The organism is Peribacillus sp. BM1, assembly GCF_056679975.1.
The window spans coordinates 2545311-2560899 of sequence record NZ_CM155259.1 but is presented as its reverse complement, the minus strand read 5'-3'; the positions used below and the strand labels follow the sequence as shown (position 1 = coordinate 2560899).

The window sequence follows — 15589 nt, the reverse complement described above, 5'->3', positions numbered from 1 at the left end:
TGTTATCATTTCATTAGCGGATATCGGTAAAATAAAATAAGTCCGTTTATCCTGCCAAGCGTGATGATTAATCACTGCTTCTTATCACCATTAATATGCCATCAGTGAATGAAAAATTCCCACATTGCGAAATAAGTTCATTGCTTATGCATTGGGTTGAACCAAGGGGCAGAACATGATTGGTCAACGGATATTTAAAACCTGCCAATGTAATTCCTTTTACTTCAGTTGAAATAGGTAGAAAAGATACATACTTTTTATCATTCATAGCTTCCAAAGAATATGTACCAGGTGTTTTGAACGATATTAGATTCTGCTTATCTACGATAAAAATGTTCAGATTATTTTTTTGCTCGAGAAGTGGTTTTTTTAGCAGGAGTTGAAGATTTCCGATAAAATGATCCATTCTTCCCCCCGTTGCACCAAATACATAGATTTCTTCTGGGTGTTTTGAAAGCGCCCAGTTGAAGGCAATCTCTAAATCAGTTTCATCTTTCTCAGATGGATATATTTCCAGATGATTCAATGTTTTCTTGATGTCTGCAAGCTCTGCTTCTGTAACAGAATCAAAATCTCCGAACGCTACATCTGGGACAATATCGTGTTTCATGAGCGTGTAGACACCTCGATCTACCCCCACCCATACGCTTGTTTTCTCTCGATATACGTTCAAATCCGGGAGTAAAGCTACCGGTCCACCCGCTACAATACTAATTATCATTAGCTGTACCTCCATTTTAGAATATAAAAAAAACCGCCCCTTATTCAAACTAGATTCGAAAAGGATTCCCCTCTCCGATCCATCCGCTAAAGGAGTCGGTTTTTCATTATTACCCGCGAAGTTTTTTTATTGCTAAAGCTCGGTCACTTTCATTATAAATAGCTGATCCTGCTACTAAAACGGTTGCACCATGCTCAACACATAATTTCGCCGTTTCTTCATTTACTCCACCGTCGATTTCGATTTCAAGTTCCGGATTCAAAGCATTGGCCATCTCCCTCACTTCGCTAATCTTAGGTAGGACTGTGTGAATGAATTTCTGTCCGCCAAAACCGGGATTCACCGTCATCAGAAGAACAAGATCGACGTCTTCAATAATGTGCTTTATCGATGAAACGGGTGTAGCTGGATTAAGCACGACACCCGCTTTCACACCAAAAGATTTGATTAATTGGATTGTTCGGTGAAGATGCGGACAGGCCTCAACATGAACAGTAATATAATCCGCTCCTGCTTTTGCAAATGCTTCCACATATTGATCAGGAGCCTCAATCATTAAATGAACGTCTAATGGTAAATCAGTAACTGGACGGATTGCGTCAACAATTAGCGGACCTATGGTAATGTTCGGAACGAAATGGCCATCCATCACGTCAACGTGAATATAATCCGCTCCCCCTCTTTCAACATCCTTAATCTCTTCACCTAGCTTTGCAAAATTTGCAGAAAGAATCGATGGTGCAATTTTAACCATTTGTTAATACCTCGGCTTTCTATCTTTTATTTCCTCTAATATTTGAAGATAATGTTTATGGCGGTAGCTAGGGATTTCACCTTGAGCTACCCCTTCTTTTACTGCACATTTAGGTTCTTTGTCATGCAAACAACCTCGGAACTTACATCTTTCACCTGCTTGATAGATTTCTGGAAAACAATAAGCTAAACGGTCTACTTCAATGTCCATAAATTCTAGTGAACTAAAACCAGGTGTATCGGCAACGAGACCTGAACCTACATGAATAAGCTCTACATGACGTGTAGTATGCTTCCCTCGTCCTAAATGGCTGGATATATCATTTGTCTCTAACGATAATTCTGGATTGATTGTATTTAGCAAGGAAGACTTTCCTACACCGGATTGACCAGCAAAGACGCTTGTTTTTCCTGATAAATGCGGCAGTAGCGCTTCAATCCCATCGCTTGTAATACTCGAAGTTTTAATAACGGTGTAGCCAATCTCTTGATAATCTCTCATGTATTGATCCAAGCTTGCTTTTTTAGCTTCCACTACAAGATCAATTTTGCTAATAATAATGATTGGCTCAATTTCATTATCCTCGATAGCGACTAGAAAACGGTCTAGCAAGGTTGTACTAAAATCTGGCTCCACTGCAGAAAAAACAAGAATCGCCTGATCTATATTGGCAATTGGAGGTCTGACTAGTTCATTCTTGCGATCTTTAATTTCTAAGACATATCCATCAGTAGGATTCTCAGCTTGATACACGACTGAATCACCAACTAACGGAGTGATTTTATTTTTCCGAAAAACCCCTCGACCACGGCACTGAATGACTTCCTCCCCATCCAACACATAGTAAAAACCGCTCAGTGCTTTAATGATCTTTCCTTCTGGCATAGACTCACTCCTTAGATGTTTGATTACTCTTTCGGATATTCCACTTTTTCATCCAAAATCACTTGACCGTCTCGAACGACTTTATATCCGGCTTTTTTATTATGCTGAACTGTGAATTCTAATGTTCGATACGCCTCAGAAGTTATAAAGAATGGTGGTTCATACGTTTCTGTCATACTATGATTCATATCTTCAATGAAAATCTGAATTTCCTGCGGTTTTCCTTCTTCTTCCGGTTCATACGGTATTGTAATGTTTACATTCACTTGCTTGGGAGGAATTTCTTCCTTCCCTTTCGATAGTACAACATTGACTTGGCTTCCTTTTTTGATTTTCGTAAAAGGGGCGGGTTCTTGAGAAATGACAAGACCTTCACCAATTGTATCACTATATTCTTCTCTTACTACATGAATCGTAATTTCCGCATCATTCTCGTAGTCATCCAGCCCCGTTTGATTGAATTCTTTAAGATTTTTTAAAGATAAATAATCAGGTCCTTTACTTACCGTCAATTCAAGCACAGTATCAGACGGTATTAGCTCCAATTCGGATGCTGGACTTTGTGAGACAATCGTACCTGGTTCACTTTCATCAAAAACTTGGGTGATGATTATATCCTTAAAACGGCCAGCTATTAGCGATTGAATATCATCGTAGATCCTGTTAGTATAATCGGGAATTACAATCTTCTTTTTGCCGCTACTTACAAACATTTTAATTTCTTTTCCTTCTTTTACAATCTGTCCTTCTTGTGGATCGATACGAATAACATTTCCTTCAGGTACTACTTCGTCGTCTAACAGTATAGGATTCGTTACAACAAGGCCTTGTTCTTCAAGAATCGCAATCGCATCATCTGCTTTTTCTCCACTTACATCTTGGATTGTGACATCTTTCGGTCCCATAATAATTGGATAAGCATATATCGCTCCAGCTGTTACAGCCAGCAATAAAAAGAAAGTAAAAAATAAGAGAAGCGGCCATTTTTTTCGTTTCTTTTTATTTTGCTTAACCTTTTTAGTTTTTTTGTTGCCTTTTTGTGGTTCACCTAGTTCTTCTTCTGGATAAACCACCGTATTTTTCTCCGGTCCACGAATAAGCGTTTCATCTATCCCAGTCATATTGTCACTTGAAATAATTGGAATTGCCTTTGTCGCGTCCATATCCTCAGGGATCACAAACGGAGTTTCATTCGTACGTTCGGGATTCAGTGCAGACCTTATATCATCTTCCATTTCATCTACAGTTTCATAGCGATAATAAGAGTCCTTGGCAGTCGCCTTAAGAATAATATTTTCGACACTTTGTGGGATAGAAGGATTCCAACGTTTTGGAGAAGGTGTTTCTGATTGAAGATGTTTCAGAGCAATTGAAACAGCCGATTCCCCCGAAAACGGCAGTCTTCCTGTCAATAGTTCAAACATGACAATGCCAAGCGAATAAATATCTGATTTATTATTTGCCATGCCTCCTCTTGCCTGTTCTGGTGACAGATAATGAACAGAGCCAAGTACAGCATTCGTTTGTGTAATATTGGTCGCGCTTAATGCAAGGGCAATACCGAAATCAGTAATCTTCACATTCCCATGATCATCAATCAGGATATTTTGTGGCTTAATATCTCGATGAATGATTCCGTTATGATGCGCTTGAGAGATAGCAGACGTAATTTGTTTAAGAATGTCCAGTGCTTTTTCAATTGGGACCGGATAAAACTTTTGTATGTATTGTTTAAGGGTTAGACCTTTCACATATTCCATAACGATATAATAAATATCACCCTCTTCTCCAACGTCATAAATGCTGACGATGTTCGGGTGAGTAAGACTTGTTGCAGATTGGGCCTCACGATTGAAACGCTTGATAAATTCTTCATCATTATTGAAATCCATGCGGAGAATCTTAAGCGCTACTTCGCGTTCAAGAATCATATCCTGAGCCAAATATACATTGGCCATTCCACCACCGCCGACCATTTCCAATAACTTATAACGGCCGTTAATTCTTTTACCAATTAACATAAGGCTCACCTACTCTCACTATTATCAAAAAATCGAAGTAGGGCAAGGGTGATATTATCTTCTCCGCCATATTCATTCGCCATTGTAATGAAAGAATTGGCTTTTTTATCTAAATTATCTTGATTCGTAATGATGGTGATCATTTCTTGTTCACTAATTTTATTCGATAAGCCATCAGAGCACAGTAAAAGTACATCGGCTTCTTCACATATAATCGTGAAAATGTCCATCTCAACATTGATTTCAGTTCCTAGAGCACGAAGTAAGACATTTTTACGAGGATGATTCTCAGCATCTTCCTTTGAAATTTGACCGCTTCGTACGAGCTCATTTACTAAAGAATGGTCTTCAGTCACTTGTTTAAAACCTGATTCATTGTACAAATAACAGCGGCTGTCGCCAATATTAGCAATCGTTGAGAATTTATTCGTGCAAATGGTAGCTACAATTGTAGTACCCATTCCCTGACATTCTGGATTTTCCTCAGAATATATGAACAAAAGGCGATTAATTTCCTTTATTTCCTGCTGGAGCCATGATTCCGCTTCATTTGGCGAAAACATCGGACCTGATTCCTCTTCCCAACGTTTTTGTAAAAATTCAACGGTCATTTGACTTGCTACATCACCAGCACGGTGTCCGCCCATGCCATCGGCTACAATGGCAAGGCGAACTCCATGGGGATTAAGAAAGATTCCGCCATTATCTTCATTATGCTGGCGGACTTTCCCCTGATTTGTTAAAAAGATGTCATTCATAGACTTCTGTCACCTCGTCTCTTCTTTGCGCTCCTTAGCACGAAGCTGGCCGCAAGCTGCATCGATATCATGACCCTGTTCTCTACGAATCGTGACATTGACGCCTCGTTTCTTTAACGTTTTTTCGAATTCAAAAATCTGCTCACGAGGTGTTCTAACATAGTTGCGTTCTGGCACATAGTTTACTGGAATCAAGTTTACATGGCACTTTATTCCTTTAATTAAAGTTGCCAATTCTTCTGCATGCTCAACTTGGTCGTTTTCACCGCCGAATAAGCCATATTCAAAACTAACCCTTCTGCCCGTTTTTTCGGTATAGTATTTGATCGCTTCAATAAGCTCCGGTAATTTATAAGCACGGTTGATTGGCATTAGTTTACTTCTTAGCTCAGAATTCGGCGCATGCAAGGAAAGAGCAAAATTAATTTGCAATTCTTCATCAGCAAATTTATAGATTTTTGGAATAATCCCACTTGTTGAAACTGTAATATGGCGAGCCCCGATGTTCAATCCTCTTTCATGATTGATATTTTTCAAAAAGCTCATCATTTCATCATAGTTATCAAATGGTTCGCCGATTCCCATAATAACGACTGAACTTACTCGTTGATCCACTTCATCAAGGGCTTGTTGTACTTTTACGACTTGAGCAACAATTTCTCCTGCTTCTAAATTTCTTTTTAAGCCACCAAGTGTAGAGGCACAAAACGTACAGCCGATACGGCAACCAACTTGAGTTGTTACACAAACAGAATTCCCATATTCATGGCGCATAAGCACGGTTTCAATCGAGTAACCGTCATGCAATTCAAATAAGAACTTCATCGTATTTCCGTCAATGGAAGTTTGTTGAACAAGCGTCTTCAACGTTGTAATCGTAAAGCTAGCATCGAGTTTTCCGCGTAGTTCTTTTGATAAATTAGACATATCTTCAAAACTTGTTACGCGCTTTTTATACAACCATTCAAAAAGTTGCTCCGCACGGAAAGCTTTTTCCCCATTTTCTGTTAACCATTGTTTTAATTCGTTAAGCTCCAATGAATAAATAGATGGCTTTTCTGGTTTCGTTACTGTTTTTCTTCTTGTTGTTACCGTTTCTGCCATTACAGCACCTTCTTTCTAAAACTAGCAATGAAAAATCCATCACTGCCGAAATCCTGTGGAAATACTTGCAATTTATAATCGTTGACAAGCGGCTGCACGCTTTCTGGCATTCTGTCTTTTAACGTCAAATCTCGCTCAAAGTCCGGATGTTTTTCCAAAAAATGATTAGCTACAGTATCATTCTCTTCTTGATCGACTGTACATGTACTATAAATGAGGTTGCCGCCCTTCTTCACAAGCGGTGCAGCTGCTTCTAAAAGTTGATTTTGGATACTAGAAAGTTTTATTATATCATCTTTTGTTTTCGTATACTTCACATCCGGTTTTCGGCGCATTACACCTAAACCGGAACAAGGAGCATCTACTAGAACTTTGTCAAAACCTTCTTTATTAAATAATTCTTGAACTTTTCTACTATCAGATACTTTGGTTTTAATATTTCTTAATCCTAACCGCTGGGCTTGATCTTTAATTAGTTTGACTTTGTGCTCATGAAGATCAATCGCCACTACTTGCCCGGTAGTCAACCCTTCTGCAATATGTGTCGATTTCCCCCCTGGAGCTGCACAACAATCGAGAACGATATCATTTCCAGTGGCATCCAATGCATGAGCAACGAGCATAGAACTTTCATCTTGAATAGAGAGAAAGCCCATTTTATAGCTTTCTGAATGTGCAAGATTCCCTTTTAAGCAATAAATTGCTTCATCAAGAATCGGGCTTTTTTCTACATCATAGCCTTCTTCGGTCAGCGTACTAACCAATTCACTTCTAGAGATTTTCTTAACATTCACCCTTGCTGATTGTACAGGGGCAGTTAAATTTGTTTCACACATATCAGCTGTTTTTTCAAAGCCGAATTGTTCAATCCATCTCTTTACAAGCCAGGTCGGATGACTCGTCTCAATGGCAAGTCGCTCGTCGTTATCTTTAATATCTTCTAGTGACCTGAGACCTTTTCTTTGTACATTTCGTAGAACCCCATTCACCATAGATGTAATGCCTTTATGTCCCCGTTTTTTTGCAATTTCAACCGCTTCATAAATAATCGCATGATCGGGTACCTTATCAAGATAAACCATTTGATAAACCGATAATCGTAGCAAATTGATTACCCAGGAAAGCGTCTTTTTTTCATTTTTGATAAAAGGCTGCAAATAGTAATCGAGCGTCATTTTCCTTTGAATCGTTCCGTATGTGATTTCTGTGAGCAAACCGCTGTCAGCCGATGATAATTGATGTTTGTTAATCATTGAATTTAGTAGCAGGTTGCTATATGCTTGATTCTTTTCAACGGATTCGAGGACATCAAGCGCAATATCCCTTACACCCTTTTTCGTTTGTTTCATTTCATTCTCCAATCTTTAAGCCCACTTTAATAAAAGAGCCCGCTCCGCGTAAATAATCTTTCGCCAACATTTTTTTCTTGCCGGCAGGCTGAAGCTCAAGAATTAAAACAGCCGTCGTGTTTCCGGTACCAACAACAAATCCTTCTTCAAGAACATCTATCACAACACCTGGCTGTACAGGGGACGAGAGCTGTATTTTTTTTGTAGTCCATACTTTAAGTGTTTCACCCTTTAATAGTGTATAAGCGACTGGCCAAGGATTTAATCCGCGAACATGATTATATATGTCTTCACCGCTTTTGTCCCAGTCAATCTTTTCCTGTTCTCGTTTAATATTAGGAGCAAATGTTGCTTTGGCATCATTTTGCTTAACAGGCGTGATTTGCTTGCTGAAAAGCTTAGGCATCGTTTCAGCAAGCAAATCAGATCCAATTTGGCTTAATTTTTCGTGTAGTGTACCAACATTATCTTCTTCTTCGATCTTAACTTCTGCTTGTGTCAAAATATCTCCGGCATCTAGTTTCTCTGCCATGTACATAATGGTAATTCCGGTTTTTTCTTTTCCTTGTAAAATGGAATAATGGATAGGTGCTCCACCTCGCAGTTCTGGTAAAAGCGAAGCATGTACATTGATACAGCCATATTCTGGAGCTTCTAACAACTTATTCGGAAGAATTTGACCAAAGGCAGCTGTGATAATTAAATCCGGTTTTAAGGCAAGGATTTCTGCTAATTCCGCTTCATTGCGGATTTTTTCAGGTTGATAGACAGGGATTCCTTGTTTCACTGCTTCGATCTTTACAGGTGGAGGAGTCAGTACTCTTTTTCGTCCCACTGGCCGGTCTGGCTGTGTAACGACAGCAATTACATTATAGCCTTCTTTAATTACGCGTTGTAGCACAGGAACGGAAAAGTCTGGTGTTCCCATAAAAACAATTTTTTTCGTCATTGTGCTTCCTCCTTTTCCAATTCCTCTTCTGTTAGATATCGACTAACTTTAGTTGTAAAAAGCACACCATGTAAATGGTCGATTTCATGTAGGATTGCACGAGCAAGAAAGTCTTCAGCTTCTAATTCGTAAAAACCACCTTTACGATTTTGGGCTCTGATCTTCACTTTATATGGACGTTCAACTTCTCCGTATAAATCTGGAAAACTTAAACACCCTTCAGGACCGACCTGTTTTCCGTCGGTCTCTAAAACAACCGGATTAATCATTTCAATTGTTCCATGATGATCATCGATATCAACAACGGCAATTTGTTTCTTTAAACCAATTTGCGGAGCCGCTAGTCCTACCCCATCCGCTTCGATCATAGTATCATACATGTTTGTTAACAGCTTAGCCAACTTTTTATCAAAATCTGTTACTTTTTCACATTCTTTTTCTAAAATTTCATTTGGATACAAAACAATCGGTAAAATAGCCAAAACTTGTAATTCCTCCTATAGAAAAACACGGTTGATTTTTACATCATCATTTGAGGATTTAAATCAATCGATATTTGTAAATGTTGTTGTGCGAGTTCCTGCTGATAATGGTCGTTAATTGTTTTAAAGCATTGATGAAGGTTTGGTTCCCGTTTGTATTTTATCAGACATTGGTAGCGATATCTATTGTTAATCCGACTAATTGGTGATGCTGATGGTCCGAGAATCATTGCACCTGGGCTTAATCCATTTCTCATGAAACCTGAAATTTTTTCAGTAACTGAAACAGCGGTCATTAAGTCTTCGTGAGAAACCGTAACGAGGGCAATATAATAATAAGGCGGATAGTGATTGCTCCTTCTTATCATCATCTCTCTTTGATAAAAGGTGTTATAATCCTGCTGTCCTGATAACTCAATACTGTAATGCTCCGGTGAATACGTTTGAATGACAACTTCTCCTGTCAATTCATGGCGGCCTGCTCGCCCTGACACTTGGGTTAACAATTGAAAGGTCTTTTCTGAGGAACGAAAATCCGGCAGATGTAGCATCGTATCTGCTGACAAAACACCGACTAGGGTGATATTCGGAAAATCTAGTCCTTTTGCAATCATTTGTGTACCAAGAAGGATATCTGCCTTCCCTTCCCCAAATGCTTGAAGCAGACGCTCATGCGACCCTTTCCTAGTAGTTGTATCTACATCCATTCGAATCACTCTAGCTTCCGGCAATATTTTCGTCAATTCCTCTTCAACTTTCTGGGTACCTGTACCAAAGAAACGAATATGTTCACTTCCACATTCTGGACATTCAGCTAACATCGCTTCCTCATGCCCGCAATAATGGCATTTTAACGAATGATTCGATCGATGATATGTAAGTGAAATTTCACAGTTTGGACAATTTGATACATACCCACAACTTCTACACATCACGAAAGAAGAGTGTCCTCTTTTATTTAGCATTAAAACGGTTTGTTGTTTTTTTTCTAAGCGATCTTGAAGCTTCGTAAACAATAATTCAGAAAACATCGATCTGTTGCCGTTACGTAATTCTTCTCGCATATCAACAATTTCTACTGCGGGAAGTGCCTGGTCATTCATTCGCTTGCTTAAGGTAAGGAGCCTGTACACGTTTTTCTGCGCTCTTGCAAATGATTCAAGTGTCGGAGTCGCGCTGCCAAGAATGACAGAACAGTTATGTGATTTTGCTCGTTGTATCGCCACATCTCTTGCATGATATCGAACGGTTTCTTCTTGTTTATAACTGGATTCATGCTCTTCATCGATAATAATAATTCCCAGATTTTCAAATGGAGCGAATACGGCAGAACGAGCACCGACCACGACTTTTACTTCTTTGCGGTGAATCTTTCGCCATTCATCGTATTTCTCTCCAATAGATAAACCGCTGTGCATCACAGCCACTTGTTCGCCAAACCGCTCTTTAAATCGTTTGACTGTTTGTGGAGTTAATGAAATTTCTGGAACGAGCATGATTGCCTCGCCGCCTTTTTTTATCACATCATCAATCGCTTGCAAATAAATTTCTGTCTTACCACTACCTGTAACACCATACAGTAAAAAAACGTCATGACAATCATTCTTAATCGATTCTTTAATCGGGGCAATCGCGATTCCTTGTTCATCGGTTAGCTCAAAGAACGGTTTCTTTTCAAATGTTCGATTTTCATACGGATCACGATATACTTCCTCATCTGTTTCCAATAAAACCCCTTTATCGATGAGTGACTTCACTGTACCATTAGATGCATGTGTGATATCTAATAATTCTTTAAGCAAGACCTTTTTTGGCGTTTCAACGAAATAAGCCAAAATATCATGCTGCTTCTTTGCGCTTGTAGGAAGTGATTGCTTGGCCTTAATTAAATCTTCCATGTTTAGTGCAGGTACTATCATTCGCATCGTTTTTTTATTATTTCGGTTTTTCACATAATATAGAACTTCTAGATGACCTTTTTGGACCTCTTTTTGGAAAAGGGAGGCTTTATCATCGTCAATGACCTCCTTCCAGGAAAGAGCATCTTTATTCCCCATCATTTGTAAAATATCCGGATGAACCTGATTTCTTTTTTGTTCATTTACTTTAATAATTTTCTCGTATTTTGCTTTCATAGCTGACGGAAGCATCGCCTGAAGAGCAGAAATCTTATAGCATAGTGTCTCTTCTGTTAACCAATCTCCTAATGCTAAGAGCTCATCATTTAAAACAGGATCGATATCCATCGGTTCTTTAATAGACCGAAGTTTTTTCCATTCGCTTTTTTCTTTCAAACCAGTCACAAACCCTTGAACCATTCTTGGACCAAACGGAATAATGACTCGCATACCTGGCTGGATAATATGAAGCCATTTATCTGGAATCGTATAATCGAATTCACGGTCGGTTTGTTTCGCAGGGACGTCAACAATGACTGTCGCAATGTTCATGTATCATCATTCCTTTTTCAACATCTCCACAACTTCCAGCAAGACTGCTTTAGCGGTTTCAGTTTTACTCATCAAAGGAAGTTCAAGATTTGTACCGTCTTTCTTAAATAGAGTGACAATGTTTGTATCATGGCCAAACCCCGCTCCCTCGGTTGTTACATTATTAGCAACGATCATATCAGCGTTCTTTTTGTGAAGTTTTCCTACCGCATACTCTTTTAGGTTGTCTGTTTCTGCTGCAAAACCGACCAGTATTTGCGTCGTTTTTTTCTTACCAAGCTCTAGCAAAATATCTTTCGTTCGTTCTAGTTCAAGAGCACTTTCCCCTGGTTGTTTCTTCATTTTTTTCGAATGAGCGAATTTAGGTGTATAGTCACTAACGGCGGCTGATTTTATGACCACGTCCGCCCCTTCATACACTTTCATCACTTGGTCATACATTTCCGATGCAGTCTCAACCTGCACAGTTTCCGCTTTGGTCGGGGGCAATAATGAAACAGGTCCTGTGATCAATACAACCTCCGCACCTAAAGCAAGGGCTTGTTCAGCAAGAGCATAACCCATTTTGCCAGTAGATCGATTAGAAAGATAACGTACAGGGTCAATATGTTCCCTTGTTGGCCCTGCTGTTATGACGATCTTTTTCCCGCTCAAAGATAATTCTTTCGTTTTGTTTGAAAAAAAGGCAGAAAGCTGTTCCACAATCGTTTCAGGTTCCTCTAAACGCCCTCTCCCTGTATAGCCACAGGCTAAGTACCCCTCAGAAGGCTCAATAAATGAATAACCAAAGCTTTTCAAAGTTGCCATGTTTTGCTGAACAGCTGGATGAGCATACATGTGAACATTCATCGCCGGAGCAACCCAAACAGGAGCAACAGTTGCGAGCAATGTCGTTGAAATCATATCATCAGCAATTCCATTTGCCATCTTTCCAATTATATTAGCTGTCGCTGGTGCAATTAAGATCACATCCGCCCAATCAGCCAAATCAATATGGGCAATCACTGCTGAATTTTTTTCATCAAATGTATCTATATATACATCATGCCTTGATAAGGCCTGGAACGTTAGCGGAGTCACAAATTTCCCCGCTGATTCGCTCATCATCACCTTCACTTGTGCACCAGCCTGAGTTAGTTTACTCGTTAATGCAGCAGCCTTGAAAACTGCAATCCCACCAGTTACACAAAGAAGAATCTTTTTATTAGTAAGCATACACTTTCCCCCAAACGCATGTTCTTTTTTCTTATTATGAAGGATAACATAAAGTGAAACTTCAATCAGGCTTTTACGAGCAGTTATCCCCCACCTACGTTCCTTGATTCCTCTAAGCCTTGAGGTGGGGGTTTTACTGCCCGTTAATGCGGGAACCTTGATTTTAGGCTGAACACCATAGCGGGTCATACCTTATGTGTTCACTATAGTGACTAAAAATCATACATAAGTCAAAATGATACAAAAGAAGTTTTCTTCTGCGTTATACATTATTTGACTAATGACCGACTATTTAAATTGAATAAAAATGCAAGAAAGGGCCGGACTTCCCAATCAATAGCTTCGTCTGCTATTGTTCTTTAGAAAGTCTGACCCTTGTCTGTCAATAGTTACTGTCCAGCCAAAAGCTGTTCTTGCTTTCGTACAATTAATACTTACTTTTCTTCATATTGGTTATCATACGTTAGGTTACCTGAATTAATTTCTTCTAGAGCACGACCTACTGATTTATAAGACACAGGATTTTCGATTTTGCAGTCATTTTTAATTTGCATTTGTCTTGCACGTTTAGCTGCAACAGATACAAGTGAGTATTTAGAATCAATTTTCAGCAATAATGAATCGATAGATGGATATAACATAATTTATTTAACCTCCAGCATTTTTTTATAACGGGTAGATACGCGTTCTCGTCTACAATGCTCAGCAACCACAATTGCATTAATGCGCTGACAGGCATGAACAACATGGTCATTTTCAACAACATAATCGTATAAATCCATTAATTCAATTTCTGCTTTTGCAGCAAGCATTCGTTGACGAATTAGTTCTTCTGATTCTGTTCCACGGTTAACGATTCTGTTCTCCAACTCTGAAAGACTTGGCGGGGCAAGGAAAATAAATAACCCTTCAGGGAACTTTTCTCTTACTTGACGAGCGCCTTGCACTTCAATTTCCAAAAATACATCTTTGCCAGAATCCAGTGTTTCACGAACATAATCAACTGGCGTTCCATAATAATTACCAACAAACTCTGCGTATTCCAGTAGTTTGCCTTGTTCAATCAGAATTTCAAATTCTTCACGATTCTTAAAAAAGTAATCAAGCCCATCCACTTCCCCTTCCCGCGGAAGACGAGTGGTCATGGATATCGAATATTCGAATGCCGTATTAGGTTGTGAAAATATTTCTTTCCTTACTGTTCCCTTTCCAACTCCGGATGGACCAGATAAAACAATTAATAAACCCTTTTCTCTCATAGTACTCCATTACCCCTCTTCTACACTTTCATCCCGGTCATGAAGACGGGCTGCAACCGTTTCAGGCTGGACGGCGGATAAAATGACATGATCGCTGTCTGTAATGATTACCGCCCTCGTTCTTCTACCGTAAGTTGCATCTATTAATGAACTGCGATCACGTGCATCTTGGATGATTCGTTTGATCGGAGCCGATTCTGGACTCACGATTGATACAATACGATTGGCCGAAACAATATTTCCAAAACCAATATTTATGAGCTTAATAGACATTTTCGTCCCCCATCCATATCTAGTGTCGCCTCAATCAAAAGAACATAAACAGACTACTCGATATTTTGAACTTGTTCTTTCATTTTTTCAAGTAAACTTTTCATTTCAACTACATTCTTTGTTATTATTGAATCATTTGCCTTCGAACCTATCGTATTTACTTCACGATTCATTTCCTGCACTAGAAAGTCAAGTTTTCGTCCGATAGGTTCTGTGTGCTCAAGTGTATCTAAAAATTGAAGTTTATGACTTTCAAGCCTAGTTAATTCTTCAGTAATATCAGCTTTATCAGCAAAAATGGCGACTTCAGTCAAGAGTCTGCTTTCTTCCACAAGCCCATTTGTAAAATCAGTCAGCTTTTGGGCAAAACGTTCTCGATACTGATCACCAACAGAAGGTGCATACTGCTTTAATACAGCAACGACAACTTGAAATTTTTCGAGTTGCCCCTGCAAATCATTATACAGCTCTACCCCTTCCCGAAGCCTCATTTCCTTAAGCTTTTCAAGTGCTTCCATAAAAGCTTCAAAGAGGACTTGCTCCATATCCTTATTTTCAGTAGATTCCTCTTCGACAGACAATAGCTCTTCCAGTTGAAGTACATCATGAAGGGTTACAGATGTTTCCAGTTGATATTTTTCTTTCACTTTGTCCATCAATGAAAAAAATTGATCGGACAGCTCCCAATCTAACTTAAGCTTTTTAGAAACAAGTCCTTCACCCTCAACGGTGATGAATATTTCTGCACGACCTCTTCTTATGTATTCATTCGCTTTTTTCTTTAATTTGTCTTCAAGGACTAGAAGCTGACGAGGTAGGCGAATCACGAATTCACAAAAACGATGGTTAACGGTCTTCATTTCTACCGTGACCTTGATTTTATCTTGTTCAGCTTTACCTCTTCCATAACCGGTCATACTAACTACCATAGCATCACTTCCTACTTAACAAAATGATAGATGAAAACAATCGAAGGAACCGCCATTGGCCGATGTTGAACAGTTCAATATATACGTCAAAATAAGATTAGTCATACTTAATAGAGGTTGTTAAAAAAGTCCGGTAAAAAAGCTTGCGAACTTCTCGGCTCTTTTTATCCTCCTTTTTGAACACACACTTATACCTGTATATGTAATTTGGTACGTCGCCATATAATCTACCCAAATAAAAAGGTAATAGAGACAATCTCTACTACCTTAAAAATTATATCATAGTTTATCCCCATTTAACAGGCTGTAATACCATTCACTTCAATTTTTATGAGCAGATCAAAGAGTAGTTTGTGAAGAATAACAGCTTAGAAAACCCCGAAATTAATGATCACAGACTAAAAAATATGGCCTCATGTCTATATGTCTATGTGACTCAC

15 protein-coding genes are annotated in these 15589 nt (G+C 39.0%); all 15 read right to left on the bottom strand.

All coding sequences use genetic code 11. The annotated features are described in order from the left end of the window. Window positions 1-67: 67 nt before the first annotated feature. The 15 genes from AC1MGI_RS12290 to AC1MGI_RS12220 all read right to left on the bottom strand — a co-directional run bounded on the left by AC1MGI_RS12290 (window position 68) and on the right by AC1MGI_RS12220 (window position 15149). Entirely contained in the window at window positions 68-721 is a 654-nt protein-coding gene (locus AC1MGI_RS12290) for a thiamine diphosphokinase (RefSeq protein ID WP_480345510.1), read from the bottom strand. 109 nt (window positions 722-830) lie between these two features. Then, on the bottom strand, window positions 831-1475 hold the full coding sequence (gene rpe, locus AC1MGI_RS12285; protein ID WP_480345509.1) for a ribulose-phosphate 3-epimerase: 645 nt from the start codon (window positions 1473-1475) through the stop codon (window positions 831-833). 3 nt (window positions 1476-1478) lie between these two features. After that, window positions 1479-2360: a ribosome small subunit-dependent GTPase A gene (gene rsgA, locus AC1MGI_RS12280; protein WP_480345508.1), complete on the bottom strand. Its 882-nt coding sequence runs from the start codon at window positions 2358-2360 to the stop codon at window positions 1479-1481. A 23-nt stretch (window positions 2361-2383) separates the two neighbouring features. After that, complete coding sequence (gene pknB, locus AC1MGI_RS12275; RefSeq protein WP_480345507.1) at window positions 2384-4381, bottom strand: Stk1 family PASTA domain-containing Ser/Thr kinase; 1998 nt, start codon at window positions 4379-4381, stop codon at window positions 2384-2386. A 5-nt stretch (window positions 4382-4386) separates the two neighbouring features. Further along, the gene (locus AC1MGI_RS12270; protein ID WP_480345506.1) at window positions 4387-5139 is read right to left on the bottom strand and encodes a Stp1/IreP family PP2C-type Ser/Thr phosphatase; all 753 of its coding nucleotides are present in this window, start codon (window positions 5137-5139) and stop codon (window positions 4387-4389) included. 9 nt (window positions 5140-5148) lie between these two features. Further along, window positions 5149-6243 carry a dual-specificity RNA methyltransferase RlmN gene (rlmN, locus tag AC1MGI_RS12265; protein ID WP_480345505.1) on the bottom strand — a complete coding sequence of 365 codons (1095 nt, stop codon included), beginning with the start codon at window positions 6241-6243 and terminating at the stop codon, window positions 5149-5151. Then, complete coding sequence (gene rsmB, locus AC1MGI_RS12260) at window positions 6243-7592, bottom strand: 16S rRNA (cytosine(967)-C(5))-methyltransferase RsmB (RefSeq protein WP_480345504.1); 1350 nt, start codon at window positions 7590-7592, stop codon at window positions 6243-6245. The genes rlmN and rsmB overlap by 1 nt, the downstream gene beginning before the upstream one ends. 1 nt (window position 7593) lies before the next feature. Beyond that, a complete protein-coding gene (gene fmt, locus AC1MGI_RS12255) occupies window positions 7594-8541 on the bottom strand; it encodes a methionyl-tRNA formyltransferase (protein WP_480345503.1) in 948 nt (315 codons plus the stop codon). Further along, window positions 8538-9023 carry a peptide deformylase gene (def, locus tag AC1MGI_RS12250; protein WP_480345502.1) on the bottom strand — a complete coding sequence of 162 codons (486 nt, stop codon included), beginning with the start codon at window positions 9021-9023 and terminating at the stop codon, window positions 8538-8540. Before def ends, fmt begins: the two co-directional genes overlap by 4 nt. A 38-nt stretch (window positions 9024-9061) precedes the next feature. Continuing rightward, entirely contained in the window at window positions 9062-11473 is a 2412-nt protein-coding gene (gene priA, locus AC1MGI_RS12245; RefSeq protein WP_480345501.1) for a primosomal protein N', read from the bottom strand. 6 nt (window positions 11474-11479) lie between these two features. After that, complete coding sequence (gene coaBC / locus AC1MGI_RS12240) at window positions 11480-12688, bottom strand: bifunctional phosphopantothenoylcysteine decarboxylase/phosphopantothenate--cysteine ligase CoaBC (RefSeq protein ID WP_480345500.1); 1209 nt, start codon at window positions 12686-12688, stop codon at window positions 11480-11482. Between the two features lie 434 nt (window positions 12689-13122). After that, window positions 13123-13329, bottom strand: a complete 207-nt coding sequence (rpoZ, locus tag AC1MGI_RS12235; RefSeq protein ID WP_480345499.1) for a DNA-directed RNA polymerase subunit omega — start codon at window positions 13327-13329, stop codon at window positions 13123-13125. Window positions 13330-13332: 3 nt separating this feature from the next. After that, window positions 13333-13947, bottom strand: coding sequence for a guanylate kinase (gmk, locus tag AC1MGI_RS12230; protein ID WP_480345498.1), 615 nt, complete (start codon window positions 13945-13947; stop codon window positions 13333-13335). A gap of 9 nt (window positions 13948-13956) precedes the next feature. After that, complete coding sequence (gene remA, locus AC1MGI_RS12225; protein WP_049680722.1) at window positions 13957-14220, bottom strand: extracellular matrix/biofilm regulator RemA; 264 nt, start codon at window positions 14218-14220, stop codon at window positions 13957-13959. Between the two features lie 53 nt (window positions 14221-14273). After that, window positions 14274-15149: a YicC/YloC family endoribonuclease gene (locus AC1MGI_RS12220; RefSeq protein ID WP_480345497.1), complete on the bottom strand. Its 876-nt coding sequence runs from the start codon at window positions 15147-15149 to the stop codon at window positions 14274-14276. Between the last annotated feature and the right edge of the window lie 440 nt (window positions 15150-15589).

Coding starts and splice junctions, on each gene's coding strand:
- pknB (WP_480345507.1), bottom strand. CDS start 4,381: ATGTTAATTGGTAAAAGAATTAACGGCCGTTATAAGTTATTGGAAATG.
- AC1MGI_RS12290 (WP_480345510.1), bottom strand. CDS start 721: ATGATAATTAGTATTGTAGCGGGTGGACCGGTAGCTTTACTCCCGGAT.
- fmt (WP_480345503.1), bottom strand. CDS start 8,541: ATGACGAAAAAAATTGTTTTTATGGGAACACCAGACTTTTCCGTTCCT.
- priA (WP_480345501.1), bottom strand. CDS start 11,473: ATGAACATTGCGACAGTCATTGTTGACGTCCCTGCGAAACAAACCGAC.
- rsmB (WP_480345504.1), bottom strand. CDS start 7,592: ATGAAACAAACGAAAAAGGGTGTAAGGGATATTGCGCTTGATGTCCTC.
- AC1MGI_RS12220 (WP_480345497.1), bottom strand. CDS start 15,149: ATGGTAGTTAGTATGACCGGTTATGGAAGAGGTAAAGCTGAACAAGAT.
- rsgA (WP_480345508.1), bottom strand. CDS start 2,360: ATGCCAGAAGGAAAGATCATTAAAGCACTGAGCGGTTTTTACTATGTG.
- gmk (WP_480345498.1), bottom strand. CDS start 13,947: ATGAGAGAAAAGGGTTTATTAATTGTTTTATCTGGTCCATCCGGAGTT.
- coaBC (WP_480345500.1), bottom strand. CDS start 12,688: ATGCTTACTAATAAAAAGATTCTTCTTTGTGTAACTGGTGGGATTGCA.
- rpoZ (WP_480345499.1), bottom strand. CDS start 13,329: ATGTTATATCCATCTATCGATTCATTATTGCTGAAAATTGATTCTAAA.
- rpe (WP_480345509.1), bottom strand. CDS start 1,475: ATGGTTAAAATTGCACCATCGATTCTTTCTGCAAATTTTGCAAAGCTA.
- rlmN (WP_480345505.1), bottom strand. CDS start 6,243: ATGGCAGAAACGGTAACAACAAGAAGAAAAACAGTAACGAAACCAGAA.
- remA (WP_049680722.1), bottom strand. CDS start 14,220: ATGTCTATTAAGCTCATAAATATTGGTTTTGGAAATATTGTTTCGGCC.
- AC1MGI_RS12270 (WP_480345506.1), bottom strand. CDS start 5,139: ATGAATGACATCTTTTTAACAAATCAGGGGAAAGTCCGCCAGCATAAT.